Origin of the sequence: Actinomadura kijaniata NBRC 14229, from assembly GCF_001552175.1 — a bacterium.
GTDB classification, from domain to species: domain Bacteria; phylum Actinomycetota; class Actinomycetes; order Streptosporangiales; family Streptosporangiaceae; genus Spirillospora; species Spirillospora kijaniata.
Window position 1 is genome coordinate 18049 of record NZ_BCQR01000112.1, and the last position, 23093, is coordinate 41141.

Sequence of the window (23093 nt, forward strand, 5' to 3'; positions counted from 1 at the left end):
AGGCCCGCTGCCCAGCCATGGCGGTGTCGAGCCACGCATGGAAAGGACGTTCGGCATGAACACGAACCACGGCGACCCGATGGTTGCTCACCCCCGCTTCGAGGAGCGCCCCCATGAACAACGGACAGCACGAACAGGCTCACCCAGTCCATGACGACGCCAGGACCGAGCAGCTCGCTTGTGACCTGTACGAGAACGTCCGGCAGCTCAACCACGCCACCAGCGGCGCCCCTGGGTCGACCCAGCCCGGTACTGCCAACACCGTCCTGGGCAACCTCAGCGCCGCCGCCCACGGCCTTGGACCAGACGATCGAGCAGCTCAACGCCTTTCTCCTCCATGAGGAAGCGGACCGCCTGGGGCGCGACCGGGACGAGCCGACCGCCCCCGTGCTCCGCGAATACGGCCAGGCACTCACCACGGCCCGCGACCATGCCCGTGGTCTGCACGCCGCTCGCGGCGAAGCACAACGCTCGATCAACTCTATCCACGGCACGTCCTCGACGGAGGCCGCTACCAGCGCGAAGACGCCTCCTGAACGCGCTGCTGAGGGGTTCCCTCTCCCGATTGCGGAGGCTCTCCAGCAAGCTCACCACGCCGATCAAGCCCCACCACGCTCATCTCCTGCGCCTGGCCCGGCCAGGAAGGAGCTCTGAACGTGGAACCAATGACCCGAGAAGAACTGCTGGCCCTGCCCACCACGACCACCATCGAGATCGCCGCTCGCGCGCTGGGCCTTGGCCGCACCCGCGCCTACGAGCTCGCCAAGCTCGGCCAGTTCCCCTGCAAGGTGATCCGCGTCGGCGTCAGCTACCGCGTCGTCACCGCGGACCTTCAGCGCCTCCTGGATCAAAAGCGTGACGCCTGAATGATGACAGGACCCCGGCGAGCCGGGGCGTGATCAACGACCGTCTGCGAGGGGTGGGGCGTAATCGGGCCCTGCCCCTCGCTGGGTGTGACACGCACGGCAAGATAGCCAAACAGTCGTGGGCGGTCGCGGCGCGGCGAGGGCGAGGCGGGGGCTGGGCAGGGTATGAACCCTCATGCCTGGCTGGCTGGCTTAGCCGGGCCAGATCCGGCGAAGAGCTTTCCTCGCCTGTCTGGATGGCCCATCCTGGGCAGTCGAGATCGGAGGTGGCGAGGCATGGCAGTGGATCGGTTCTCCACGCCTCTCTACGGAATCGCGGAGGCGGCCAGTTACTTGGCGGTACCTGCTTCGACTCTCACCACCTGGGCTTATGGCTACGAACGAAAGCGTCCTGGTGGAGGGCGTGTGCAGGGCGAAGCTGTGATCACAGCTTTTCCTCGATCGAAGCACAACGAGCCTGCGGTTCCGTTCGTCGGTCTGGCCGAGGCATATGCGCTGGCTGCGTTTCGCCACTCTGGTGTACCCCTGCAGAGGATCAGGCCCGCCGTGGAAGCGATCAAGCGCGAGCTCGGCCTGGAGTACGCCCTGGCCAGCAGACGGTTGTTCACCGATGGGGCTGAGGTGCTCTACGACTACGCGGAGCACGCCGCCGACACGCCTGAAGGAACTTCGGCCAGGGAACTCGTGGTGGTGCGCAACAACCAGGTGGTCTTCGCGGAAGTGATCAAGGACTACCTGCGTCGGGTGGAGTTCGCTGAGGACGGTTACGCCCAGATGATTCGCCTGCCTCAGTACCAGGTGGCAGAGGTCCTCATCGAGGCTGAGCACTCCTTCGGTCGACCAAGATTCGCGCGGGGTGGCGCCAAGCTGGAAGACGTGATCGACCTGTTCCAGGCAGGAGAACCGATCAAGACGGTCGCCGAGGAGTTCGGATTGTCTCGGGAAGAAGTCGAGGACGCCCTTCGTGTCGCAACCAGACCAGCCGCCTAGATTCTTCGTCGACCGCAGCCTAGGGCGCATCCTCGTCCCTCGGCTGCTCCGCGAAGCAGGCTGGAACCTCATCACTCTGGCCGAGCATTACGGCATGCCGGAGGACGAGGACGTCCTGGACGTCGAGTGGATCGAGGAAGCCGCGCGGCAGGGATGGCCGGTACTGATGAAGGACAAGAAGATCCGGCACCGTCAGGCGGAGATAGGGGCGGTCGTCGAACATCAAGCCAGATGCTTCGTGATCACTCGGGCCGGGCTGAAAGCGGATGAGTACGCCCAACGTTTCATCGCCAACCAGCAGGCGATCCTTCGAGCGGCTGCCCTGCCAGGCCCCTTCATCTACGCAGTTCAGGCAGATCGTTTGGATCTTCTGTACCCGAAGACTCAACCCGACACTTCATCTGGCGAGTGATACAGATCGATCTGGGCTGTGCTTGAGACAGAGGGTATGGCTGGCTGGCCCTAAGGAGTGCGACATCGAGCGGCTCCGCCGCTCGCGCGCTGGGCCTTGGCCGCACCCGCGCCTACGAGCTCGCCAAGCTCGGCCAGTTCCCCTGCAAGGTGATCCGCGTCGGCGTCAGCTACCGCGTCGTCACCGCTGACCTCCGACGACTTCTGGACCCTGCTTGACCGTCGAGCTGTAGTCCTGAGGTGAGAAGGCTGGTCGTCGTGCGTCGGCGGCCAGCCCTTGAGTTCTTGAGGGCGGTCAGCTTGCGAGCTCGCGGCGGCAGTAGTCGGCGAAACCCTCAACGGCCTTCGTGAGCTCCTCGTACTCCACGTTGGCGGCCTCCTCGGAGTAGGGCTCTTCCAGGAAGTGGGCTTTTGCGCAGCGGCCACCCAGAGCACGGGCGCAGGATGCGACGTTCCTTGCTGCTTCTACCGCAGAGTCCGTGCCCACGATCTCTACGCGTGCCAGGGCGGCATGGAACTCGACGATCAGTACGCGTAGATCTGCGATGGTGTCCGAGGACGGCTCTCCTTGCTCGATCCTGCGCATGAAGACCGCGAGAGCTCGGACATCGGCGTGGCTGAGCTTGAGGAAGTCGGCGTAGGCGTCGGCGCGCAGCACGTTCCTGTTAGCCGAGTGCTCATGGGCGAACCGCCGCTGGTCGGCCCGTGCGGTCAGCAGGGCGCTCAGGGAGACGCCACCCACCGCCCCCGCCAACGTGAAGCCTGCGGTGATCAACGTTGTCCACGGGAAGCTCACGCTGTCATGGTCGCGCGGGAGCGCGGGCTTGGCCTCGGCCGAAGAGCGTAGGCGGCTGGCGGGGGAGCGCCTCATCTGAACGTTGGCCGGACCGCGGCGTGCCCTCCGGGGGAGACAAACCTGTCTGTCGAAGCACGGACGGTGCCACGTGGTGGCGTTCAGTCCCACGGACGAATCGCGGACAAACGATCAGAGGCCGGTTCCTGATCTTCAGGAACCGGCCTCTGACCTGCTGTTCAACCTGTCGGGGTGGCGGGATTTGAACCCACGACCTCTTCGTCCCGAACGAAGCGCGCTGCCAAGCTGCGCTACACCCCGGTTGGTGGCTGCCCGGGAGTCGATCGGTTCTCCCGGCGCCGAAGACAACTCTAGCGGATGTCGGGGAGTGCTGCGGACGCAATATTCGGGGCAGCGTGCAACCATTCGCCCGGTTCGACGCATCGAGGGGGCATGGAGCTGACCGGATGAGCCGCCGTGAGCGGGAGTTCACAGCCTATGCGGAGGAGCGGCTGCCGTGGTTGCGGAGGCTGGCCTACCTGCTGTGCGGGGACTGGCACCGCGCCGACGATCTCGCGCAGGCGACCTTGATGCAGTTGTTCGTGAAGTGGCGGCAGGCCCGGGGCGCCGACAGCGTCGACGCCTACGTGCGGACCATGCTCGTGCGGGTCTACCTCGGAGAACGGCGGGGCGGCTGGGCCTCGCGGGTCTGGGTCGGCGGCCGGACGCCGGAGGAGGCCGGGCGGGAGGTCGACGTCGCCTCGGCGATGGACGTGCGGGACGCGCTGGCGCTGGTGCCGCCGAGGCAGCGGGCCGCGCTGGTGCTGCGCTTCTACTGTGACCTGACTCACGAGCAGGCCGCTGAGGTGCTCGGATGCTCGGTCGGAACGGTGAAGAGCCAGACGGCGCGCGGGCTGGACGCGTTGCGCCGGGTGATGTCGGCGGTCGAAGGGGCGTGAGGGACGTGGACGTGCGACGGATCGTGGACGAGATGGCCCGGGAGCCGCAGCCTCCCGGTGGGATCGACCTCGGAGCGGCGGTGCGGGCGGGGAAGCGGCGGCTGCTGTGGCGGCGGGCCGTGGCCGGGAGCGGTGCGATGGCCGCGCTGGTCGCCGGGGTGCTGGCGTGGCCCGCGGCGGAGGCGGAACGGATGACGCCCGCCGGGCCGAGCGCGCCCACGGGGTTCGACCCGATGGCGCGGCATCTGGAGTTCGGCTGGGTGCCGGACGGCCTGTCGGCCAGGGGCGTCGACAACGGCACCCGCCACGCGGCGATCACCGCCGGACCCCGGCCGCGGGACGCGCGCGTGTTCGAGGCGCCGACGCTGGCGGTGGTGTTCGGGGCGCGGGGCGCCGCGATCGACGACGCCGGGCCGAAGATCGGGGTGCCGGGGGGCGACGGGCGCGGGAACTGCCCGATGAACGACAAGATCACCGAACCCGCCCCCCAGATCGGCGGACGCCAGGCGCTCTGGCGCTCGCTCCAGGCCCCCATGACCGGCTGCCGGCCGGTGGTCAGGGAGCTGCGCTGGGAGTACGCGCCGGGAGCGTGGGCGGCGGTCCGGCTGGAGAGGACGCCCGAGGGAACCGACCGCAAGGACGCGATGATGCGGGTCGCCCGGTCGGTCCGGAGCGGCCTGAACGCGCCCCTGCGCCTTCCGTTCCGGCTGGCGGAGCCCCTCACGCCCGCCAGGTTCACGACCGGCCAGGCGAAGCCGAACTGGAATGTCCAGGTCGAGTACACCGGACAGCGGACCTGCTCGGTGGGGGCGCGGCCGAGCGCCCACCGCGACCGGCACAGCGAGGTCGGCCCCGCCGACACGACGTTCGACGGCCGGCCCGCCCGCCGGACCGGCCCCGAGCTGACCGTGTTCGGCATGAAGGGGCTGGACGTCAGCGTGGCCTGCGCGAAGGACACCGACCGGACCATGCGTTCGATCAGCGTCCCGGAGCAGCGCTGGAAGGACTGGTCCGCCGGTTAGACGACCGGCTCGCGCGGGACCAGGGTCAGCAGGGAGGCCTCCGGGGGACAGCAGAAGCGCATGGGCGCCGTGGGGGACGTCCCCAGGCCGGCGGAGACGTGCAGCCAGGCGCCCTTGTGCTTGTGCAGGCCCTTGACCCGCTTGCGGTCGATGCCGCTGTTGGTCGCCAGGGCCCCGTAGAACGGCACGCACACCTGCCCGCCGTGCGTGTGCCCCGCCAGCAGCAGGTCGTAGCCGTCGGCCACGAAGCGGTCCATGTTGCGCGGTTCCGGCGAGTGCATCACGCCCAGGTGCACGTCGGCCTGCGGGTCCACCGGGCCTGCGATCTTGTCGTAGCGGTCGCGGCCGATGTGGGAGTCGTCGATGCCGCCGAACTCCACGTCCAGGCCGCCGACCTTCAGCCGCCCGATCCGGTTGTTCAGGTCCAGCCATCCGGCGGCCTGGAGCGAGGAGCCCAGGGCGCGATAGGGCAGGTCCGGTTCGCGGCGGCGCTTCCTGTAGTCGGCCTGGCTGGTCCGCCAGATGTACCGCAGCGGGTTCTTGAAGACCGGCGAGTACAGGTCGTTGGAGCCGTAGACGAACACGCCGGGCCGGTCCAGCAGGGGGCCGAGGGCGTCCAGGAACGGCCCGATCGCGTCGGGGTGGCCGAGGGAGTCGCCGGTGTTGACGACCAGGTCCGGTTCCAGCGCGTCCAGCGAGCGCACCCAGTGGATCAGCCGGGAGCGGCCGGGCGTCAGGTGCGCGTCGGAGAGGTGCAGGATCCGCACCGAGGGCCGGCCCTCGGGCAGCACCGGCACCTCGAACCGGCGCAGCCGGAACCAGTTGCGTTCGAGCACCGAGGCGTATCCGAACGCGACGGCGCCGGTCCCCGCCAACGCCAGCGGCGCGGCGTACAGCTTTCGCACGGTTCATCCCTCCGGAGCGTTCCGTCCTCCCCCCAATGCTCCCAGACGGGGCGTGCGCGTGCCCAATCGCGGCGGGCCGGCGTTAATCCTGGTGAGCACGGCGGGGCGGGACGGGCATGATGGACCCATGAGCACCCTGAAGGAGAAGCTGGAGAACGACCTCTCGACCGCCATGAAGGCCCGCGACCAGGTGCGCACCCGCACCCTGCGGATGGCCCTGACCGCGGTGAAGAACGAGGAGGTCGCCGGCAGGCAGGCCCGCGAGCTGAGCGACGACGACGTCGTCAAGGTGCTCACCCGGGAGGCCAAGAAGCGCCGCGAGGCCGCCACCGAGTTCGCCAAGGCGGGCCGGGAGGAGCAGGCGCAGGCCGAGCGGGACGAGGGCGCGGTGCTGGACGAGTACCTGCCGGCCCAGCTCACCGACGAGGAGCTGACCGCGCTGGTCGCCGACGCCATCGCCGAGACCGGGGCGGCGGGCCCGCGCGCGATGGGCCAGGTCATGAAGGTCGTGAACCCGAAGGTCGCGGGCCGCGCCGAGGGCGGCCGGGTCGCCGCCGAGGTGAAGCGCCAGCTCGGCTCCTGAGCCGGACGCGTGAGGGCCCGGCACCGCCAGGTGCCGGGCCCTCACGCGTCCGGGGCTACCAGGAGAAGCCGGTGGGCGGTTCGCCCCGGTCCTCGCCCTCGCCCTTGTCGCCGTTGCTCAGGAACAGCGTCACGATGGCCCCGGACGAGGTCTCGTCCCCGGCGTCCGGCGAGGTCGAGGCCACCGTGCCCTTGGGCTGGTCGGACGGCACCGGCCGCGGCGAGATCTTGACCGCCAGTCCGGCGCCCTTGAGTTTGGCGGTCGCCGCGCCCGCCGACATGCCCCGCACGTCCGGGACGGCGACGGTGTCGCCGAAGTCCTCGGCGGAGGTGCTGAAGTTCAGGACGGGCTTGCCCGACAGCGCGCCGCGCATCCCCGACGCCCACATCGACAGCGGCTCGTCCGCGCCGAACGAACCGTAGACCTTGTACCGCCACGGGCCGCGGAAGTCCCAGTAGGCGGCGGCGCCGGCCAGGTTCGGGGTGTGCCCGGCGAACACCGCGCAGGTGTGCGCCTCGCACGTTCCGGTCTTGCCGGCCTGCGGGCGGCCGAGGCTGCCGCCTCCCTTGGCGGTGCCCTTGGTGAACACGCCGCGCAGGATCTCGTTGGTCTTGTCGGCGACGGCCTGGTCGACGACCTGCTGGCAGTCGGGCTTGGGCAGCTTCAGCTTGCGGCCCGCCGCGTCGGTGACGTCGGTGACGGAGACCGGCGCGCAGTACTTGCCGCGCGCGGCGATCCCGGCGTAGGCGGCGGCCAGGTGCACCATGTCGATGTCGTTCACGCCGAGGACCTGGGCGGGGTACTCCTGGAGCGGCGCGCCGTTGGCCTGCTTCATGCCGAACTTCCGCGCCATCTTGACCGCGTTGCACAGGCCGACGCGCTTCTCGAGCTGGGCGTAGAAGGTGTTGACCGACATCCAGGTGCCGGTCTTGAGGTTGTACGGCCCGGTCTCGGCGGGGTCGGAGTTGCGCGGGCTCCAGACGCCCTGGACCCTGCCCTTGCAGTCGGTCATGCCGGACACCGTGGTCTGGCTGCCCGTGGTGATCGACGAGCTGACGGGGATGCCCTGGTCGAGCGCCGCCAGCAGCGTGAACACCTTGAACGTCGATCCGGCCGACACGCCGCTGCCGCCGCCGTGCTGGGAGTCGGCGGCCAGGTTGATGGTCGTGCGGGTCTTGCTGGAGGCGCCGAACTTCTTGCTCTGCCCGACCGCCCGCACGTACCCGGTGCCGGGCTCGACCATCGCCATCGCGCCGACCTTGTTGTCGGCGGGGGAGACGACGTTGCGCACCGCGCTGTCCAGGGACCGCTGCGCCTGCATGTCGAGGGTGGTGCGGATGACGTAGCCGCCGCGGTTCAGCTTGTTGACGACCCCCTGCTGCTCCTTCGGCTTCATCTGCCAGTACTTGCCGTCCGACAGGATGTTGAGCATGTCGTACTTGACGTACTCGCAGAAGAACGGGGCCTTGCTCTGCTCGCAGCCGCCGACCGGGTCGGTGCGGTTCAGCCGGATCGGCTTGGCGGCGGCGGCGTCGGCCTGCTGCTTGGTGATGTGCCCGAGCTGCGCCATCCGGTAGAGAACGGTGTCGCGGCGCTTGCGCGCGTCGTTCGGGTTGCGGATGGGGTCGAAGGCGGTCGGGTTCTGGGTGATGCCCGCCAGCAGCGCCGCCTCCTCCAGCTTGAGCCTGGCGGCGGGCTTGCTGAAGTAGCGCTTGGCGGCGGCCTGGACGCCGTAGGCGCCGGCGCCGAAGTAGGCGATGTTCAGGTAGCCCTCAAGGATCTTGTCCTTGCTCATCCGCTGCTCCACGTCGAGGGCGTAGCGCAGCTCGCGCAGCTTGCGGCCGACGGTGGGGGCGGTGGCCTGCTGGTACTCCTCCTGCGTGCGGGCGCTGTCCACCAGCAGGTTCTTGACGTACTGCTGGGTGAGCGTCGAGCCGCCCTGGGTCTGCTCGGAGTTGGCGTTGGTCGCCATCGCCCGGATCGTGCCCTTCAGGTCCAGCGCGCCGTGCTGGTAGAACCGCGAGTCCTCGATGTCGACGATCGCCTGCCGCATGATGGGCGCGACCTGGTCGAGCCGGACCGACTCGCGGAACTTGTCGAAGAACCGGGCGATCTCCCGGCCCGAGGCGTCGTAGACGACGGTCTTCTCCGATGGCCGGTCGGTCTTGAGCCGGCTGTCCATCTGCTGGAAGTTGTTGGAGGCGTCCCGCGCGGTGAGTCCGGCGCTGCCCACCGCCGGCAGCGCGACGAACGCCAGCAGGACGCCCGCGACCGTCGCCGCGCACAGGAGTCTCAGCAGAGTGGAGAAGGGGTTGCCCCGACCTTCGTTCGCATCGTGCACGCGACAAGAGTACGCGGGACGACCAGTGCATACGGGACGGGTCGCCCGTCCCGGCGCGGCGTTTGCCCCCGACGGAGCGATCTTTCACCTGGTCACGGATGACAACCCGGCGCCGTGTCCGGGCGTCAAGAAGAGGTAACTAGTCCGTTCCGGCGGTATGGCCCTGGTGGGCCATATCGAGAATGGGCCCATCGGGGACTGTTGATTCTCCCCTCGCTTCCGTAAGTTCTTCCCCACGGCTTTCGTTTGGCGGCCTGACGTCCGCGCCCGTCTGGCCATGGAGCGCAAATCGACACAGACCCTAGGGGAGTGGGGCCAAGATGTGGATCACGGATTGGACCGCCCGCGCCGCCTGCCGTAACGCGGATCCAGACGCCCTGTTCGTGCAGGGAGCGGCGCAGAACCGAGCCAAGCTCATCTGCCGCGGCTGCCCGGTGCGCACCGAGTGTCTCGCCGACGCCCTGGACAACCGCATCGAGTTCGGGGTGTGGGGCGGGATGACCGAGCGGGAGCGTCGCGCCCTGCTGCGGCGGCGTCCGGACGTGCGGTCGTGGCGCGATCTGCTGGAGACCGCGAAGGAAGAGTACGAGCGGTCGGCGGATGACAACGAGGAAGAGCTCGTCGCGAGCTGACGAGGGGGGAGTCCGGCGGAACACGTTCCCGTGATTCCCGGGCCCGCCGGACACGAGGACCACGACAACGGCCATGGACGTGCGCTCACCGCGCCGCGTCCGTGGCCGTTGCGCATTGTGTCCCCGCTTTTCGGACCGCGTCTATTTCTGATTCATTCAAGACCGTTTGTGGCGCCGTCCGCATCCGGCCACGACAGTTCCGTTTAACGCCAGGTGATCACGCCGACGCCACCACGGAGGCGAACACCATGGCCTGGAGTGTCGCCTGAGCCGTGACGAGCACCGGCCGCACCACGGCGGCGGTCCGCACGCGGCGCGGCAGCGCCACCGCGACGATTCCGGCCGCGGCGCTGCCCCAGAACGCCCACCACGCGACCGGCAGCCAGGTGTCGGCCGCGGGGTCGCAGGTCTCGCCGTAGGTGAGGCAACGGCCGAACGTCTCGGTGCTCAGCACATGGATCCAGGCCAGCGCCGTCACGGGCAGCAGCGTGACGAGCCCGACGACGGCGCCCACGCGCCAGGGGTCCCGCCGTGTCCGGGTGGAGTTCGTGCTCATACCTCCACCCAACCGCCGGGACGGGGTGGGGCGCATCCGTGGAAGTACTCAGATGGAGATCCCGGATACTCAGACCCGCGCCCTGCGGGCCGTCCCACCCGACCTGCCGGGACGGCGACGGCGCGCCCCGCGCGGGGCGCGCCGTCGCGGAGGAGGTCAGGCGGCCGGGGCGGACTTCCCGTTCGACAGGTCCTCGCCGACCTGCCGCAGGCCGTCGAGGTCGTGGACGTCCTCGGCCTGGGCGGGGACGGCGGTGACCGGAACGGCCGGGTGCGTGGAGCTGAAGTGCTCGCGCAGCCGTCCCTCCCGCGCCGCCAGCTGCATCCGGTCGGTGTGCAGCCGCAGCAGCTTGGCGGTGAGTTCGTGCTCCCCGCGCTCCTCCAGCGTCTCGGCGGCGGCCTGGGCGCGCGCGGCCGACAGGCAGTCGTCGCACTCGTGGACGCGGTTGACGATCAGTCCGGCGAGCGGCATGCGCTCCTCGGCGAGGCGTTCCACGAAGTAGGACGCCTCGCGCAGCGCGTCCGGCTCGGGCGCGGCGACCACCAGGAACGCGGTGCCCGGCGTCTGGAGCAGCCGGAACGTCTTCTCCGCCCGCTCCCGGAACCCGCCGAACATCGTGTCGAACGCCGCCACGAACGTCTGCACGTCCCGCAGCAGCTGCACGCCCAGCACCTTGTTGATCACGCCGGTGAACATCCCGAACCCGGCGCTGATCACCTTCACGCCGAGCCGCCCGCCGCTCTTGGCCGGGGCCGCCAGGATCCGCATGAAGCGGCCGTCCAGGAAGCGCCCCATCCGCTCGGGCGCGTCGAGGAAGTCCAGCGCGTTCCGCGACGGCGGCGTGTCCACGATGATCAGGTCCCACGCGCCGGACCGGTGCAGCTGCCCCAGCTTCTCCATCGCCATGTACTCCTGCGTGCCCGACAGGGACGACGACAGCGACTGGTAGAAGGGGTTGGCGAGGATCTGCCGGGCCCGGTCGGGGTCGGCGTGCGCCTCGACGATCTCGTCGAAGGTGCGCTTCATGTCGAGCATCATGGCGTGCAGCTCGCCGTCGCCGTCGACCTCGATCCGGCGCGGGTTGTTGTCGAGCTCCGACAGGCCCATCGACTGCGCGAGCCGCCGCGCCGGGTCCACGGTGAGCACCACCACGTCGCGGCCGCGTTCGGCGGCCCGCACGCCCAGCGCGGCGGCCGTGGTGGTCTTGCCGACGCCGCCGGACCCGCAGCACACGATGATCTTGGTGCGGGGGTCGTCGATCAGCGCGTCCACGTCCAGGGCGGGCGCGTTCCTCCCGGTCATCAAGCGGCTCCCTGTTCCCGAAGTGCCTGCGCCAGGTCGTACAGCCCGGCCAGATCCACGCCGTCCGACAGCAGCGGCAGCGTGTAGCGCGGCTGCTCGATCCGTTCCAGGCGTTCCTTCTCCCGCCGTTGCAGCGCCGTGCGGCGGGCGTGCGCGACGGCCTCGGCGGCGAGGACGGCGGCGACGCGCTCGGCGTCGTCCTCCAGCCCGGCGGACTTCACGCCCCGGACGATCTCGTCCAGGTCCAGGCGCTCCTCGGCCGCGGCGGCCAGCTCGTCCTCGGCCAGCAGCGGCGGGTGCTCCATGTTGACGAACACGCCGCCGACCGGCAGGCCGACCTCGTGGAGCTCGGTGATGCCGTCCATGGTCTCCTGGACCGGCATCTCCTCCAGCAGCGTCACGAAGTGGACGGCCGTCTCGGGGCTGCGCACGACGCGCATCACGGTGTCGGCGTGGTTGCGGACCGGGCCGACCTTGGCCAGGCCGGAGACCTCGTCGTTGACGTTGAGGAACTTGGTGATCCGGCCGGTCGGCGGGGCGTCCATGACGACCGCGTCGTAGACGAACGCGCCGTTCTTCTCCTTGCGGCGGACGGCCTCGCTGGTCTTGCCGGTGAGGATCACGTCGCGCAGGCCGGGCGCGATGGTGGTGACGAAGTCGACCACGCCGAGCTTCGTCATCGCCTTCCCGGCGCGCTTGAGGTTGTAGAACATCTCGAGGTACTCGATGAGCGCCTCTTCGGTGTCGATGGCGAGCGCGTACACCTCGCCGCCGTCCGGCGCGACGGCGACCCTGCGCTCTTCGTAGGGCAGCGGCGGGACGTCGAAGAGCTGGGCGATGCCCTGCCTTCCCTCGACCTCGACCAGCAGCACCCTGCGCCCGCCGGCGGCCAGCGCCAGGGCGAGTGCGGCCGCGACGGTCGTCTTCCCGGTACCGCCTTTACCGGTGACCACATGGAGGCGTACGCCGTCCCAGTCGGTGTCTTTCGCGCTCACCTGATCGACCATATCGTTCGCTCGGCAAGGACTTCAGAGGGTGCCCGGCCCCATGCAAGTGATTCCTGACACGATGCCCTCCGCGCCGCGGATCCCCTGCCCGGACCATTGCTGACGCCGTGCCCACAGGGTTGGCTGGGAAACGTGGAACGGGGGCCCGGTTGGGGACGTCCCATCACCAGGGTCCACCGCTGGAACGGGGAAGGGTCCGGCCATGGAAATAGTTCTCTTCATCCTTCTGATCGGCCTGGTGTTCTTCGCGCTCGCGGGGGCGGCGTCGTCGATCAAGGTCGTGCAGCAGTACGAGCGCGGCATCGTGTTCCGCTTCGGCCAGGTGCGGCGCGGTGACCAGCTGCGGCCGGGCGCGGTGCGCGAACCCGGGCTGACGGCGATCATTCCGTTCGTCGAACGGATGCAGAAGGTCAACCAGCAGGTCATCACGATGAACGTGCCCGCGCAGGAGGGCATCACCCAGGACAACGTGTCGGTGCGCGTCGACGCCGTCGTCTACTTCCGGGTGATCGACCCGGTGAAGGCGATCGTCAACGTGCAGAACTACGGGGTGGCGGTCTCCCAGATCGGGCAGACCTCGCTGCGTTCGGTCATCGGCCAGACCGACATGCAGGAGCTCCTCGGCGAGCGCAAGAAGATCAACGACCGGCTGCGGACGATCATGGACGAGATCACCGACGCGCCGTGGGGCATCCGGATCGAGCGCGTCGAGATCAAGGACGTGTCGCTGCCGGAGGGCATGAAGCGCTCGATGGCGCGGCAGGCCGAGGCCGAGCGGGAGCGCCGCGCCCGCATCATCACCGCCGACGGCGAGTTCCAGGCGTCCAAGCGGCTGGCCGCCGCCGCCGAGATCATGTCGCAGGACCCGGCGGCGCTCCAGCTCCGCCTGCTCCAGACGGTCGTCGAGGTCTCGGCGGAGAAGAACAGCACGCTCGTCATGCCGCTGCCGGTCGAGCTGCTGCGCTTCTTCGACAAGATGGGCGGCGGCCCGGTCTCCACCGGCGAGCGGAAGGAGGAGAAGCCGGGCCTGGCCGAACGCCTCGCCAAGGCCGAGGAGGAGCTGGCCAGGGCCGCCGAGAAGCCCACCGCGCTCGACCCGGCCTCCGACGTCCCGCCGGTGATCGGCCTGGAGGAGCCCGCCCGGGCGCCCGAGATCAGCGCACCTCAGCGGGAGGGCGACGAACGCTGAGCGCGCGCACCCCCGGCACCGCGGCGGTCGCCAGGCAGGCCGCCGCGACCAGGACCGCCGCGACCGTCAACGGCACGCCCGGCCCCCACCGCGACGCCGCCCACGGGGCCAGCGAGTACCCGAGCGGCGCGGCGGCCAGCGACAGCAGCCAGTCGTAGGAGGTGACCCGGGCCAGCACCGGCCCGGGGATCGCCTCCTGGACGGCGGTCTCCCACAGCGGGTTCAGCACGCCGAGCCCGGTCATCGCGACCGCGTAGGAGGCGATCACCAGCGGCGCGGGCAGGGCGAGCGCGAGCAGCAGCATCGGCAGTGCCAGCGTCGCCAGCCCCAGGTTCGACACCAGCACCGGCCGCCGCGGGCGGACCCTCGCCGCGACCAGCGACCCGAGCACCAGCCCGACGGCGCCCGCCTGGACGGTGAGGATCCAGACCTTCTCGCCGCCGAGCCGGTCCACGGCGATCTTCGGGCCGAGCGTCAGCAGGACGGCGGCGGCCCCGTTCCACACCGAGTGCGCGACCAGGCTGGACCAGTACCAGTCCCGGGACCGCACCTCCCGCCAGCCCGTCACCAGGTCGGCGCGCAGCGACCGGCGCGGCGCGGGCACGCGCCGCACCCGCAGCAGGGCCAGCAGGGCGGCGCTCCCGGCGAACGCCGCGGCGTCCAGCGCGAACGTCCAGCCCGGTCCCACGGTGAGCACGAGCGTTCCGGCGAGGGCGGGCCCGGCGAGCTGGGCGGTCCCCCGGGCCGCGCCGAGCAGCGAGTTGGCGCGCTGCCGCCGTTCGGCGGGGACGGTCCCGGCGACCAGCGGCGACACGGTCGGCATGGCGAACGCCGAGGCGGCCCCGCCGATGGCCTGCGCGATGGCCAGATGCCACAGCCGGGGCTGCCCGCCGAGCAGCTCCACGGCCGCGAACGCCTGCGCCCCCGCGGCGACCAGGTCGGCCGCGACGGCGACGCGCCGGGCCGCGAACCGGTCGGCCAGCACGCCGCCGACGGGCAGCAGCATCAGCCGGGGCACCATCGCGCAGGCCAGTACCAGCGCCAGCGCGCCGGAGGACCCGGTGGCGCGCAGCACGGCCAGCGCGAGCGCGGTGGGCACCGCGGCCTCACCGACCATGACCAGCACCCGGGCGGTGAACAGCAGACGGAAGTCGAGGGGTCGCATCCCCGCAAGGTAGTTCTTCAACGAACTATTCGTCAACGAAATATTCTCTGGCGAAGTAGGATGCGGTCATGGAACCGCGCGACCGGGTGGACGACCATGTGGACCGCTGGCTGCCCGTCCTGCCCGACCTGGATCCCGACGTCGAGGGCGCGGTCACGCGCATGCAGTACCTGACGGCCCATCTGCGCCGCACGAAGGAGAGGACGCTCCAGGGGCTCGCGGTGCCGCCGCACGAGTTCGAGACGCTGCACGCGCTGGCGGGGCGGGGGGGCCGGGCGACCCCGTCCCAGCTGGCGTCCGACCTGGGGATGCCCGCGAACTCGGTGACCGGCCGCCTGGACGCCCTGTCCCGCCGCGACCACATCCGCCGCACCCCCTCCCCGGCGGACCGCCGTCGCGTGGACGTGGAGCTCACCGACGCGGGCCGCGAGACCTGGCGGAAGGCGATGAACGCCCTGGGCCACGAGGAGGAACGCCTGCTGGGGGCGTTGACGCCCGAGGAACGCCGCCAGCTCTCCGGCCTTCTCCGGCGGGTCCTCCTCCGCGCCGACGCCACCTGAGACCGCCGCGGGGCCTTGTGGCGTTCTGAGCCGGGAGGGTCAGGTGCCGAGGGTGGTGCGGCGGGCGGCCAGCTCCGCCGGGTAGTCGCGCAGGTCGATGGAGGTGGCGGCGCGCGTGCTCAGCTTGTCCAGCAGCTTCAGCAGCGGACCCTTCGTCAGGGTCCGGTAGACGCGGGTGCGGCGGCGCAGGGCGCGTTCGCTCCTCGGGGCGAAGAAGCCCCCCACCCCGCCCGCCACCTGCTGGCACGCCTTCGTGAACTTCCGGATGCGCTCCTCGTAGGCCGGGAACGCGACCCGGTGGTCCCCGTTCGCGGCGGCCAGCTCGCCCGCCAGCACGTAGGCGCACACGATCGCCACGCCGCTGCCCATCCCGCCGCAGGTCGCGCCGTACCCGGCGTCGCCTAGCAGCGCCACGCGGCCCTTCGTCCAGCCGTCCATCCGGACCATGCTGATCGAGTCCAGGTAGAAGTACGGCGCGTCCCCCATGTCGCGCAGCAGGTCGGCGGTCCGCCAGCCCATGCCCTCCATCGTCGCGGCCAGCACCCGCTTCTGACCTTCGACGTCCCGGCGGCCGACGTCCGGGCGCTCGCCCGCCCACACGCACATCACGTTGGCCCTGGCGGCGTCCTCCAGCGGGGCGGCCGAGACGGCGCGGCCCGGCTCGCTGTAGAGCAGCGCCGGGCCGGTCAGCCCGAGCCGGTTGGGCGCATCGAAGATCGCCACGTGGTAGCCGGTGTCACGCACGTACTGCTCCTCGGGGCCGAACGCCAGCCGCCGCACGTTGGAGTGCAGCCCGTCCGCGCCCACCACCAGGTCGAACGTGCGGGGGGCCGAGCGTTCGAAGGTCACCGCCACCCCGTCGGCGGTCTCGGTCAGCGAGGTGATCGAGTCGTCGAAGACGTACTCGGCGCGGTCCGCCGTGCGCCGGTACAGGATCTCCGCCAGGTCGCCGCGCCGGATCTCCACCGCGCCGCCCGCGAACGAGGCGGGCATGCTCACCAGCGTCCGCCCGGCCCCGTCGATCAGGTCGATCGCCCCGCCGTGCGTCTGGTGCTCCCGGATCTCCGCCAGGACGCCCATCCGCTCCAGCACCGACAGGTGGACCTCGCCCCGGAAGTCCACCGCCTGCCCGCCGGCCCGGATGCCGGGGGCCCGCTCGACGACCGTGACCTCGAACCCGTACCGCGTCAGCCAGTACGCCAGCGCCGGACCCGCGATGCTCGCCCCGGAGATCAGAACCTTCATGTGCGCTCCTCGAATGCCGTTCTCGACGACCCGACACTCGACGACCCCGCTGACCGCCGGCGCACCGACCGCTGACCGTCACGGCACCAGGACGATCCGCCCCCGCAGCCCGCCCTTCGCCAGCAGGGCGTGCGCCTCGGCGGCGCCCTCCAGCGGCAGCGTCCGCGCCACCCGCGGCGTCAGCCGCCCCGCGTCCACCAGCGCCGACAGCTCCCCGAGCTGGGCGGCGTCACCGGCGGCCCACACGTTCTGGACACGGGTGCCGCGCAGCGGCGACGGGACGACGGGCCCGCCGTTGACCGCGACGAACGCGCCCCGGTTCCGGACCGCGTCGAGCGCCCCCGCGCCGAGCAGCGCCGCGTCCAGCGCGCCGTCCACCCCGCCCGGCACCAGCGCGCGGACGGCGTCGCCGACGTGCTCCCCGCGCGGCACGAAGAGTTCCGCGCCCATCCCGCGCACCAGCTCCTCGTCGGCGGCGCCCGCCTGCGCCACCACCCGCAGCCCCCGATGCGCGGCCAGCTCGACCGCGTACCCGCCGACCGCCCCGGCGGCCCCGGTGACCAGCAGCGTCGCCCCGGCGGGCAGGTCGAGCAGGTCCAGCGCCTGCCACGCGGTCAGCCCGTTCAGCGGCAGCGTCGCCGCGTGCGCCGCGTCCACGCCGCGCGGGGCGGCCGCCACCGCGTCGGCGTCGAGCACCACGGCCTCGGCGTAGGCGCCCAGCGCCGTGTCGAGCCGGTCCCGCGCCCCGATGACCTGGTCGCCGACCGCGAACCGGGTGACGCCCTCGCCGACCGCGTCCACGGTCCCCGCCGCGTCCCAGCCGATCCCGTACGCCGGACGCGAGCCCGCCGCCAGCTCCCCGAACTCGGTCATGAGCCCGGAGCGGGTGAGCGCGTCCACCGGGTTGACCGCCGCGGCGGCCACCCTGATCCGCACCTGGCCCGGCCCCGGAACGGGCTCGGGGACCTCCACGACCTCCAGCGCCTCCGGGCCACCGAACGACCGCACGACAACAGCACGCATGACAGAACTCCTGGTGAGAGGGGTTGTGCGGGGAGATCGCCCCGCATGTCCCACCTTCGCCGGAAGATCGCGCGGGCGGAAGGGGTTACCTTCGAGTGCGTTCGGTACCCCGAGGGGAGTCCGCAGTTGACGACGATGACGGCAGCGCAGCGCCGCGCCCGCGCCAAGACCGAGTTCGAGGCGTACATGGCGGCCTGCCCCACGCAACAGCTCATGACCACGCTCGGCAACAAGTGGTCCACGATGCTCCTGCTCGCCCTCGCGCGGGGGCCGCGCCGCTACGCCGACCTCGCCCGCGAGATGCCCGGCGTCAGCGCCAAGATGCTCACCCAGACCCTCCGCCTCCTCGAACGCGACGGGTTCGTGGCGCGCACCGTCACCCCGGCGGTCCCCGTCCAGGTCGACTACTCCCTCACCGAGCTGGGCGAACGCGCGATCCCGCTCGTGGAGCACGTCCGCGACTGGGCCGAGGCGAACATCTCCGACGTCCACGCCGCCCGCGCCCGCCACGACGCCGAAGCCCAGGTCGCCGGTCGATAGGCTGACCGCCATGAAGAAGTGGGAGTACGCGACCGTTCCGCTGCTGGTCCACGCGACCAAGCAGATCCTCGACAACTGGGGCCAGGACGGGTGGGAGCTCGTCACCGTCCTCCCGGGTCCCAACCCGGAGAACCTGGTGGCCTACTTCAAGCGCGAAGTGGAGCAGTGACCGTGGCCACTCCGGAAGAGCGCCTGGCCGACCTCGGGCTGGAGCTGCCCGAGGTCGTCAAGCCGCTGGCCGCCTACGTGCCGACCTCCCGCACCGGGAACCTGGTCTACACGGCCGGGCAGCTGCCCATGGTCAAGGGCGAGCTGGCGGTCACCGGCAAGATCGGCGCCGAGGTGACCCCCGAGGTCGGCTACGAGCAGGCCAGGATCTGCGCGCTGAACGCCATCGCCGCCGTCCGGGCCGAGATCGGCGACCTGAGCCGGGTGCGGCGGATCGTCAAGGTGGTCGGGTTCGTGGCCTCCGCCCCGGACTTCTACGGCCAGCCCAAGGTCGTCAACGGGGCCAGCGACCTGCTCGGCGAGGTCTTCGGCGAGGCCGGCGTCCACGCCCGCAGCGCCGTCGGCGTGTCGGCCCTGCCGCTGAACGCGCCCGTCGAGGTGGAACTGGTCGTCGAGGTCGCCTGACGCGAGGATCTCCGCCAGGCGCTCCCGCCGGGCCGGAGGGGTGTTCCCCGGGCCCGCCACGGCGGTGGAACGGCTGGTCGGGGCCCGTCGCGTGACCGCGGCGGGCCCCGCCGCCCTTGACGGGACGGCATGCGTTGTGTCCGAATTGACCGCCATGAGGATCACATCTGGGGCCGCCCGGTGGTGAACGGGCTGCGGCTGCCCGACGAGTTCCGGCAGCGTATCGAGGACATCGACGCCGGACGGGTCCAGCCTCCGGCGGCGCGCCACGCCGCCACCGTGGTCGTGCTGCGCGACCATTCCGAGCACGGGCTGCAGGCGTTCCTGCTGCGCCGGGTGTCGTCGATGGCGTTCGCGCCGGGCGCGTACGTGTTCCCCGGCGGATCGGTGGACCCGCGCGACGCCGACCCCGTGGCCTGGGCCGGTCCGTCGCCGGCCGAGTGGGGGCGGGCGTTCGCCGCCGACGAGGCCCTGGCCCGCGAGCTGGTCTGCGCGGCGGTGCGCGAGACGTTCGAGGAGAGCCTGGTCCTGCTGGCCGGGCCGACCGGTGAGTCCGTCGTGGGCGACACGCGCGGCGAGGACTGGGAGGCCGACCGGCAGGCCCTGTTGGATCGTTCCCTGTCGTTCCGCGAGTTCCTGGACCGGCGCGGCCTGGTGCTCCGCTCGGACCTGATGCGCCCCTGGGCGCACTGGATCACCCCGGCGATCGAGACCAAGCGCTATGACACGCGGTTCTTCGTCGCGGCCATTCCCGCCGGTCAGCGCGCCCGGGACGTGAGCACCGAGGCCGACCGCGTGGCCTGGGTGAAGCCCGCCGAGGCCGCCGCGAAGGCCCGGGCGGGGGAGTGGGCCATGCTCCCGCCCACCCTGGCGACGCTGACGGAGCTGTCCCGCTTCGAGAAGGTCGCCGACGTCCTGGCCGCGCCCCGCCGGATCGTCGTCCAGGAGCCCCGGGGCGAGATCATCGACGGGGAGCCCTACCTGGTCCTCCCCGAGGAGGCCACGCACGACTACGCGCCGGGGTGATGAGGCTGTGGTCCGGGCGCCATACCCGCGCGTTGCTGCTGCGGCTCGCGGGGACCTCGGCGCTGCGCCACCTGGACCGGATCCCCGGGCACCCGCTCCGGCATCCTGATCGCCGGTCGGGGAGGATGGGCGACATGAGCGAGATCGACGGGATGCGAACGGACCGGGCGTTCTGCGTGCTTGCGCCGAACCCGTCCATGATGACGCTGGACGGCACCAACACCTGGATCGTCGCCGAGCCCGACGCCGACGAGGCCGTCGTCATCGACCCCGGACCCGACGACCGGAAGCACCTGCGGCGGGTCCTGGACCTCGTCGCCGAGCGGGGCCGCCGCGTCGCGCTCGTGCTGATCACCCACCGGCACCCCGACCACACCGAGGGCGCGGGGACGTTCGCCGAGCTCGCGGGCGGCGTCCCGGTGCGCGCCGCCGACCCGGCGCACCGGCTGGGCGACGAGGGCCTGGCCGAGGGCGACGTGATCACCACGGGCGGGCTGGAGCTGCGCACCCTCGCCGTCCCCGGCCACACCGACGACTCGGTGGCGTTCTGGCTGCCCGCCGACCGCGCGATCTTCACCGGCGACACCGTCCTCGGCCACGGCACGACCGTCCTGGACGGGAGGCTCGGCGACTACCTGGACAGCCTCGACCGGCTGCGCGCGTTCGCCGAGGACAACGCCGTCACCACGCTCCTGCCCGGCCACGGCCCGAGGATCGACGACCCGCTGGGCGTTCTCGACCAGTACATCGCCCACCGCCAAGAGCGGCTGGCCCAGGTCGAGGCGGCCCTGGCCACCGGGGCCCGCACCGCCCGCGAGGTCGTCGAGATCGTCTACGCGGACGTCGATCCCAAGCTGTGGCCCGTCGCCGAGTGGTCGGTCCAGTCCCAGCTCGACTATCTGGCCGAACGCGGCCACTGAACGGATCGGGGGCGGCGCCCGCCGGGCGCCGCCCCCGATCCGCACATCCGTACGGGACCCGCGGCTACTTCGAGCGCTTGCGCAGCCGCTCGATGTCCAGGATGACCACGGCACGGGCCTCGATCCGCAGCCAGTTGCGCTGCGCGAAGTCGGCCAGCGCCTTGTTGACGGTCTCCCGGGACGCGCCGACCAGCTGGGCCAGCTCCTCCTGGGTGAGGTCGTGGTGGACGTGCAGCCCGGTCTCCGACGGCTGGCCGAAACGCTCGGCCAGGTCCAGCAGCGCCTTGGCGACGCGGCCGGGGACGTCGGTGAACACCAGGTCGGCCATCACGTCGTTGGTCTTGCGCAGCCGCTGGGCGAGGGCGCGCAGCAGCTGCACCGCCACCTCGGGGTGCCCGGTCAGCCACGGCCGCAGATCGTCGTGGCCGAGGCCGGCCAGCCGGCACTCGGTCACCGCCACGGCGGAGGCGGTGCGCGGGCGCGGGTCGAACAGCGACAGCTCGCCGAACATCTCCGACGGGCCGAGCACGCTCAGCAGGTTCTCCCGGCCGTCGGGCGCGGTCCGGGTCAGCTTGATCTTTCCTTCGAGGACGACGTACAGGCGGTCCCCGGTCTCCCCCTCGTTGAACAGCGTCTGACCGCGGGCGAGCCGCACCTCGGTCACGTTGGCGCGCAGCGCCTTGGCGCCCTGCTCGTCCAGGGCCTCGAACAGCGGGGCTCTGCCCAGTACGTCCACGTCGCGGTCGGTCACGCTTCTCCTCCTCAAACACCTACATGCATAGTGTGACGTACGTCCCACCGCGTACGTGAAGGCAGGGCCGCAGTGCGTCGGTGCACCGCGCGGCGCGTCACGTCGTGGGTACCCGCACGACGCCGATCCACCCGGTGCGCGACACGATCCTGTACCCCCAGTGTACGGATCATTGGTTGAATGTAGTCACAAGCAGGTCAGAACGGGTATGAGAGACCCCGCTAGGCTGGGTTCGGACGTCCGTCCGCCGGGGTGATCACGAGGTCGGAAAGCGAAACGTGCCGCGACGACAGCTGGGCCAGCTGGAGGCCGAGGTCCTGGCCGCGCTGGCCGCCGCCGACGGCTTCGTCACCACGGCGCAGCTGCGCGACCGCCTGTCGGGCGACCCCGCCTACACCACGGTCAACACGATCCTGTTCCGCCTGCACGACAAGGGCCTGGTCGTGCGGGAACGCTCGGGCCGCCAGTTCCGGTACCGCCTGGTCGTGGACGAGTCGAAGCTGGTCGCGGGGCGGATGCGCGACCATCTCCGGGTCGCCAGCGACCCGGCGGGGGTGCTGGCGCAGTTCGTGCGGACGCTCAACGCCGACGAGACCGCCGCCCTGCGCGAGCTGCTGGACGGGTCATGACGTCCTCGGTCCTGCCCGGCGTGCTCGCCCTCGCGGTCGCCCTGGCGCTGGGCCGGGGCGCGGTGCCGCTGCATCCGTCCTGGTCGGCCCGGCTGCTGGCGACGACCGCCGCCACGACCCTGCTCGCCGTGCCGGGGACGCTGCTGTTCCTCGCGGTGAACTACGGCGCGACGCTCGCCCCGCACCTGGCCGCGCACGTTCCCGAGTGGGCGCTGTTCGGCGACGACCGGCCCGTTCCCGACTGGGTCGGTATTCCCGCGGCGGTCCTGACGGCCGCCGGTGGAGCGGCGGCCGTCCGGGCCTTCGTGCGCTGGTCGCGCGAGCTGCGGGCGGCGCGCGCCGTGTTCCCCGGAGTGCTGGAGACCGACGAGCCCATCGCCGTCGCCGTGCCCGGCCGGGGCGGCGGCGTCCTGGTCTCGCGCGGCCTGCTGACCGGCCTGGCGCCCCGCGAGCTGGAGGCCGTCTTCCAGCACGAACGCTCCCACCTCCGCCACGCCCACCACCGCTACCTGGCGGTCGGCGAGCTGGCCGCCGCCGTCCTGCCGCCGCTGCGGCCGCTCGCCGTGCGCCTGCGGTTCGCCGTCGAGCGCTGGGCCGACGAGGAGGCCGCCGAGGCGGTGGGCGACCGGCGGCTGGTCGCCCGCACGATCGCGAAGGTGGCGCTGGGCCGCGCCGGGGAGGCGGACGCCGGGCCGCTCCCGGCGTTCACCGACTCCGAGGTGGTGCGGCGGGTCCGGGCGCTGCTCGGCGCGCCACCGGCCAAGAACACCGTGACCGGCCCGGTGGCCCTCGCCCTGTCCGGCTCGGCCACCGGGGCGCTCGCCGCGCTGGCCTGCCAGCTCGACCACGCGCTGGCCTCCACGTTCCTGTGAGCCGGGGCCGGGCGGGCGCGGCACCGCGGTGAGGGCCGCCTCCAGCCCCGCCCGGCCCGCTCTCCGCGACGGGACCTAGTCCTCCTCGTCGTCGAAGAACTCGTCCATCACCTCGTCGACGACCATGCCGCCGACCACGCCCGCCGCGACGCCCGCCGCCGCGCCGGCGGCCA

26 protein-coding genes and 1 tRNA gene are annotated in these 23093 nt (G+C 71.7%); 16 read left to right on the forward strand and 11 right to left on the reverse strand.

Going from position 1 to position 23093, the window contains the following annotated elements; genetic code table 11:
- The first annotated feature begins 665 nt into the window (after positions 1-665).
- The 3 genes from AKI01S_RS30690 (at position 666) to AKI01S_RS30700 (ending at position 2268) form a co-directional block, all read left to right on the forward strand.
- Positions 666-866 carry a MerR family transcriptional regulator gene (locus AKI01S_RS30690; protein WP_067825565.1) on the forward strand — a complete coding sequence of 67 codons (201 nt, stop codon included), beginning with the start codon at positions 666-668 and terminating at the stop codon, positions 864-866.
- Between the two features lie 276 nt (positions 867-1142).
- Positions 1143-1856, forward strand: coding sequence for a DUF433 domain-containing protein (locus AKI01S_RS30695; protein ID WP_067825567.1), 714 nt, complete (start codon positions 1143-1145; stop codon positions 1854-1856).
- Complete coding sequence (locus AKI01S_RS30700) at positions 1831-2268, forward strand: PIN-like domain-containing protein (protein WP_067825569.1); 438 nt, start codon at positions 1831-1833, stop codon at positions 2266-2268. Before AKI01S_RS30695 ends, AKI01S_RS30700 begins: the two co-directional genes overlap by 26 nt.
- Positions 2269-2562: 294 nt before the next feature.
- Here AKI01S_RS30700 and AKI01S_RS30705 read toward each other — a convergent pair whose 3' ends face one another.
- Both AKI01S_RS30705 and AKI01S_RS30710 read right to left on the reverse strand, forming a co-directional pair.
- Positions 2563-3063, reverse strand: coding sequence for a hypothetical protein (locus tag AKI01S_RS30705; RefSeq protein WP_157420260.1), 501 nt, complete (start codon positions 3061-3063; stop codon positions 2563-2565).
- Between the two features lie 244 nt (positions 3064-3307).
- A tRNA-Pro gene (locus AKI01S_RS30710) sits at positions 3308-3381 on the reverse strand.
- A gap of 146 nt (positions 3382-3527) precedes the next feature.
- Between AKI01S_RS30710 and AKI01S_RS30715 the strand changes: the two genes are divergently transcribed.
- Together AKI01S_RS30715 and AKI01S_RS30720 are read left to right on the forward strand one after the other, a co-directional pair.
- Positions 3528-4019 carry a SigE family RNA polymerase sigma factor gene (locus tag AKI01S_RS30715; RefSeq protein ID WP_067825573.1) on the forward strand — a complete coding sequence of 164 codons (492 nt, stop codon included), beginning with the start codon at positions 3528-3530 and terminating at the stop codon, positions 4017-4019.
- Between the two features lie 5 nt (positions 4020-4024).
- Positions 4025-5041 (forward strand): hypothetical protein, encoded by a 1017-nt coding sequence (locus tag AKI01S_RS30720; protein WP_157420261.1) that lies wholly within the window; start codon positions 4025-4027, stop codon positions 5039-5041.
- Here AKI01S_RS30720 and AKI01S_RS30725 read toward each other — a convergent pair.
- Entirely contained in the window at positions 5038-5946 is a 909-nt protein-coding gene (locus AKI01S_RS30725; protein WP_067825577.1) for a metallophosphoesterase, read from the reverse strand. The two genes, AKI01S_RS30720 and AKI01S_RS30725, sit on opposite strands and share 4 nt — an antisense overlap.
- 127 nt (positions 5947-6073) lie before the next feature.
- Here AKI01S_RS30725 and AKI01S_RS30730 point away from each other — a divergent pair, with 127 nt between their 5' ends.
- Positions 6074-6529 carry a GatB/YqeY domain-containing protein gene (locus AKI01S_RS30730; protein ID WP_067825579.1) on the forward strand — a complete coding sequence of 152 codons (456 nt, stop codon included), beginning with the start codon at positions 6074-6076 and terminating at the stop codon, positions 6527-6529.
- Between the two features lie 55 nt (positions 6530-6584).
- Here the strand turns inward: AKI01S_RS30730 and AKI01S_RS30735 are convergent, their stop codons facing one another.
- On the reverse strand, positions 6585-8870 hold the full coding sequence (locus AKI01S_RS30735) for a penicillin-binding protein (RefSeq protein ID WP_067825581.1): 2286 nt from the start codon (positions 8868-8870) through the stop codon (positions 6585-6587).
- 320 nt (positions 8871-9190) lie between these two features.
- On the opposite strand from AKI01S_RS30735, the gene AKI01S_RS30740 reads away from it, so the two are divergent.
- Complete coding sequence (locus AKI01S_RS30740) at positions 9191-9502, forward strand: WhiB family transcriptional regulator (RefSeq protein WP_067825583.1); 312 nt, start codon at positions 9191-9193, stop codon at positions 9500-9502.
- Positions 9503-9719: 217 nt separating this feature from the next.
- On the opposite strand, the gene AKI01S_RS30745 is transcribed toward AKI01S_RS30740, so the two are convergent.
- From AKI01S_RS30745 to bagA, 3 genes are all read right to left on the reverse strand, one after another.
- Entirely contained in the window at positions 9720-10058 is a 339-nt protein-coding gene (locus tag AKI01S_RS30745; protein ID WP_067825585.1) for a hypothetical protein, read from the reverse strand.
- Positions 10059-10214: 156 nt separating this feature from the next.
- Positions 10215-11360 carry an ATPase BagB gene (bagB, locus tag AKI01S_RS30750; RefSeq protein WP_067825587.1) on the reverse strand — a complete coding sequence of 382 codons (1146 nt, stop codon included), beginning with the start codon at positions 11358-11360 and terminating at the stop codon, positions 10215-10217.
- Positions 11360-12355: an ATPase BagA gene (bagA, locus tag AKI01S_RS30755; protein WP_245681846.1), complete on the reverse strand. Its 996-nt coding sequence runs from the start codon at positions 12353-12355 to the stop codon at positions 11360-11362. The genes bagB and bagA overlap by 1 nt, the downstream gene beginning before the upstream one ends.
- A gap of 214 nt (positions 12356-12569) precedes the next feature.
- Here bagA and AKI01S_RS30760 point away from each other — a divergent pair, with 214 nt between their 5' ends.
- On the forward strand, positions 12570-13556 hold the full coding sequence (locus AKI01S_RS30760) for a slipin family protein (protein ID WP_067825591.1): 987 nt from the start codon (positions 12570-12572) through the stop codon (positions 13554-13556).
- Here AKI01S_RS30760 and AKI01S_RS30765 read toward each other — a convergent pair.
- A complete protein-coding gene (locus AKI01S_RS30765; protein WP_067825593.1) occupies positions 13522-14721 on the reverse strand; it encodes an MFS transporter in 1200 nt (399 codons plus the stop codon). The genes AKI01S_RS30760 and AKI01S_RS30765 overlap by 35 nt on opposite strands.
- A gap of 68 nt (positions 14722-14789) precedes the next feature.
- Between AKI01S_RS30765 and AKI01S_RS30770 the strand changes: the two genes are divergently transcribed.
- Positions 14790-15281 carry a MarR family winged helix-turn-helix transcriptional regulator gene (locus AKI01S_RS30770; protein WP_067825595.1) on the forward strand — a complete coding sequence of 164 codons (492 nt, stop codon included), beginning with the start codon at positions 14790-14792 and terminating at the stop codon, positions 15279-15281.
- A 39-nt stretch (positions 15282-15320) separates the two neighbouring features.
- Here AKI01S_RS30770 and AKI01S_RS30775 read toward each other — a convergent pair whose 3' ends face one another.
- Positions 15321-16526, reverse strand: coding sequence for an FAD-dependent monooxygenase (locus AKI01S_RS30775; protein WP_067825597.1), 1206 nt, complete (start codon positions 16524-16526; stop codon positions 15321-15323).
- Between the two features lie 78 nt (positions 16527-16604).
- Entirely contained in the window at positions 16605-17549 is a 945-nt protein-coding gene (locus AKI01S_RS30780; RefSeq protein ID WP_067825599.1) for an NADP-dependent oxidoreductase, read from the reverse strand.
- 135 nt (positions 17550-17684) lie between these two features.
- Here AKI01S_RS30780 and AKI01S_RS30785 point away from each other — a divergent pair, with 135 nt between their 5' ends.
- The 5 genes from AKI01S_RS30785 (at position 17685) to AKI01S_RS30800 (ending at position 20668) form a co-directional block, all read left to right on the forward strand.
- On the forward strand, positions 17685-18089 hold the full coding sequence (locus AKI01S_RS30785) for a winged helix-turn-helix transcriptional regulator (protein ID WP_245681848.1): 405 nt from the start codon (positions 17685-17687) through the stop codon (positions 18087-18089).
- 10 nt (positions 18090-18099) lie between these two features.
- A complete protein-coding gene (sp36, locus tag AKI01S_RS50990) occupies positions 18100-18258 on the forward strand; it encodes a Sp36 family protein (protein WP_157420262.1) in 159 nt (52 codons plus the stop codon).
- 2 nt (positions 18259-18260) lie between these two features.
- On the forward strand, positions 18261-18722 hold the full coding sequence (locus AKI01S_RS30790) for a RidA family protein (RefSeq protein ID WP_067825609.1): 462 nt from the start codon (positions 18261-18263) through the stop codon (positions 18720-18722).
- Positions 18723-18905: 183 nt separating this feature from the next.
- Entirely contained in the window at positions 18906-19748 is an 843-nt protein-coding gene (locus tag AKI01S_RS30795; protein WP_245681849.1) for an NUDIX hydrolase, read from the forward strand.
- Positions 19749-19882: 134 nt separating this feature from the next.
- Complete coding sequence (locus AKI01S_RS30800) at positions 19883-20668, forward strand: MBL fold metallo-hydrolase (RefSeq protein ID WP_245681847.1); 786 nt, start codon at positions 19883-19885, stop codon at positions 20666-20668.
- A gap of 64 nt (positions 20669-20732) precedes the next feature.
- Here AKI01S_RS30800 and AKI01S_RS30805 read toward each other — a convergent pair whose 3' ends face one another.
- On the reverse strand, positions 20733-21419 hold the full coding sequence (locus AKI01S_RS30805; RefSeq protein ID WP_067825603.1) for a Crp/Fnr family transcriptional regulator: 687 nt from the start codon (positions 21417-21419) through the stop codon (positions 20733-20735).
- Positions 21420-21697: 278 nt separating this feature from the next.
- Here AKI01S_RS30805 and AKI01S_RS30810 point away from each other — a divergent pair, with 278 nt between their 5' ends.
- Both AKI01S_RS30810 and AKI01S_RS30815 read left to right on the forward strand, forming a co-directional pair.
- Entirely contained in the window at positions 21698-22048 is a 351-nt protein-coding gene (locus AKI01S_RS30810) for a BlaI/MecI/CopY family transcriptional regulator (RefSeq protein ID WP_067825605.1), read from the forward strand.
- The gene (locus tag AKI01S_RS30815) at positions 22045-22920 is read left to right on the forward strand and encodes a M56 family metallopeptidase (RefSeq protein ID WP_067825607.1); all 876 of its coding nucleotides are present in this window, start codon (positions 22045-22047) and stop codon (positions 22918-22920) included. The genes AKI01S_RS30810 and AKI01S_RS30815 overlap by 4 nt, the downstream gene beginning before the upstream one ends.
- Positions 22921-23093: the final 173 nt, after the last annotated feature.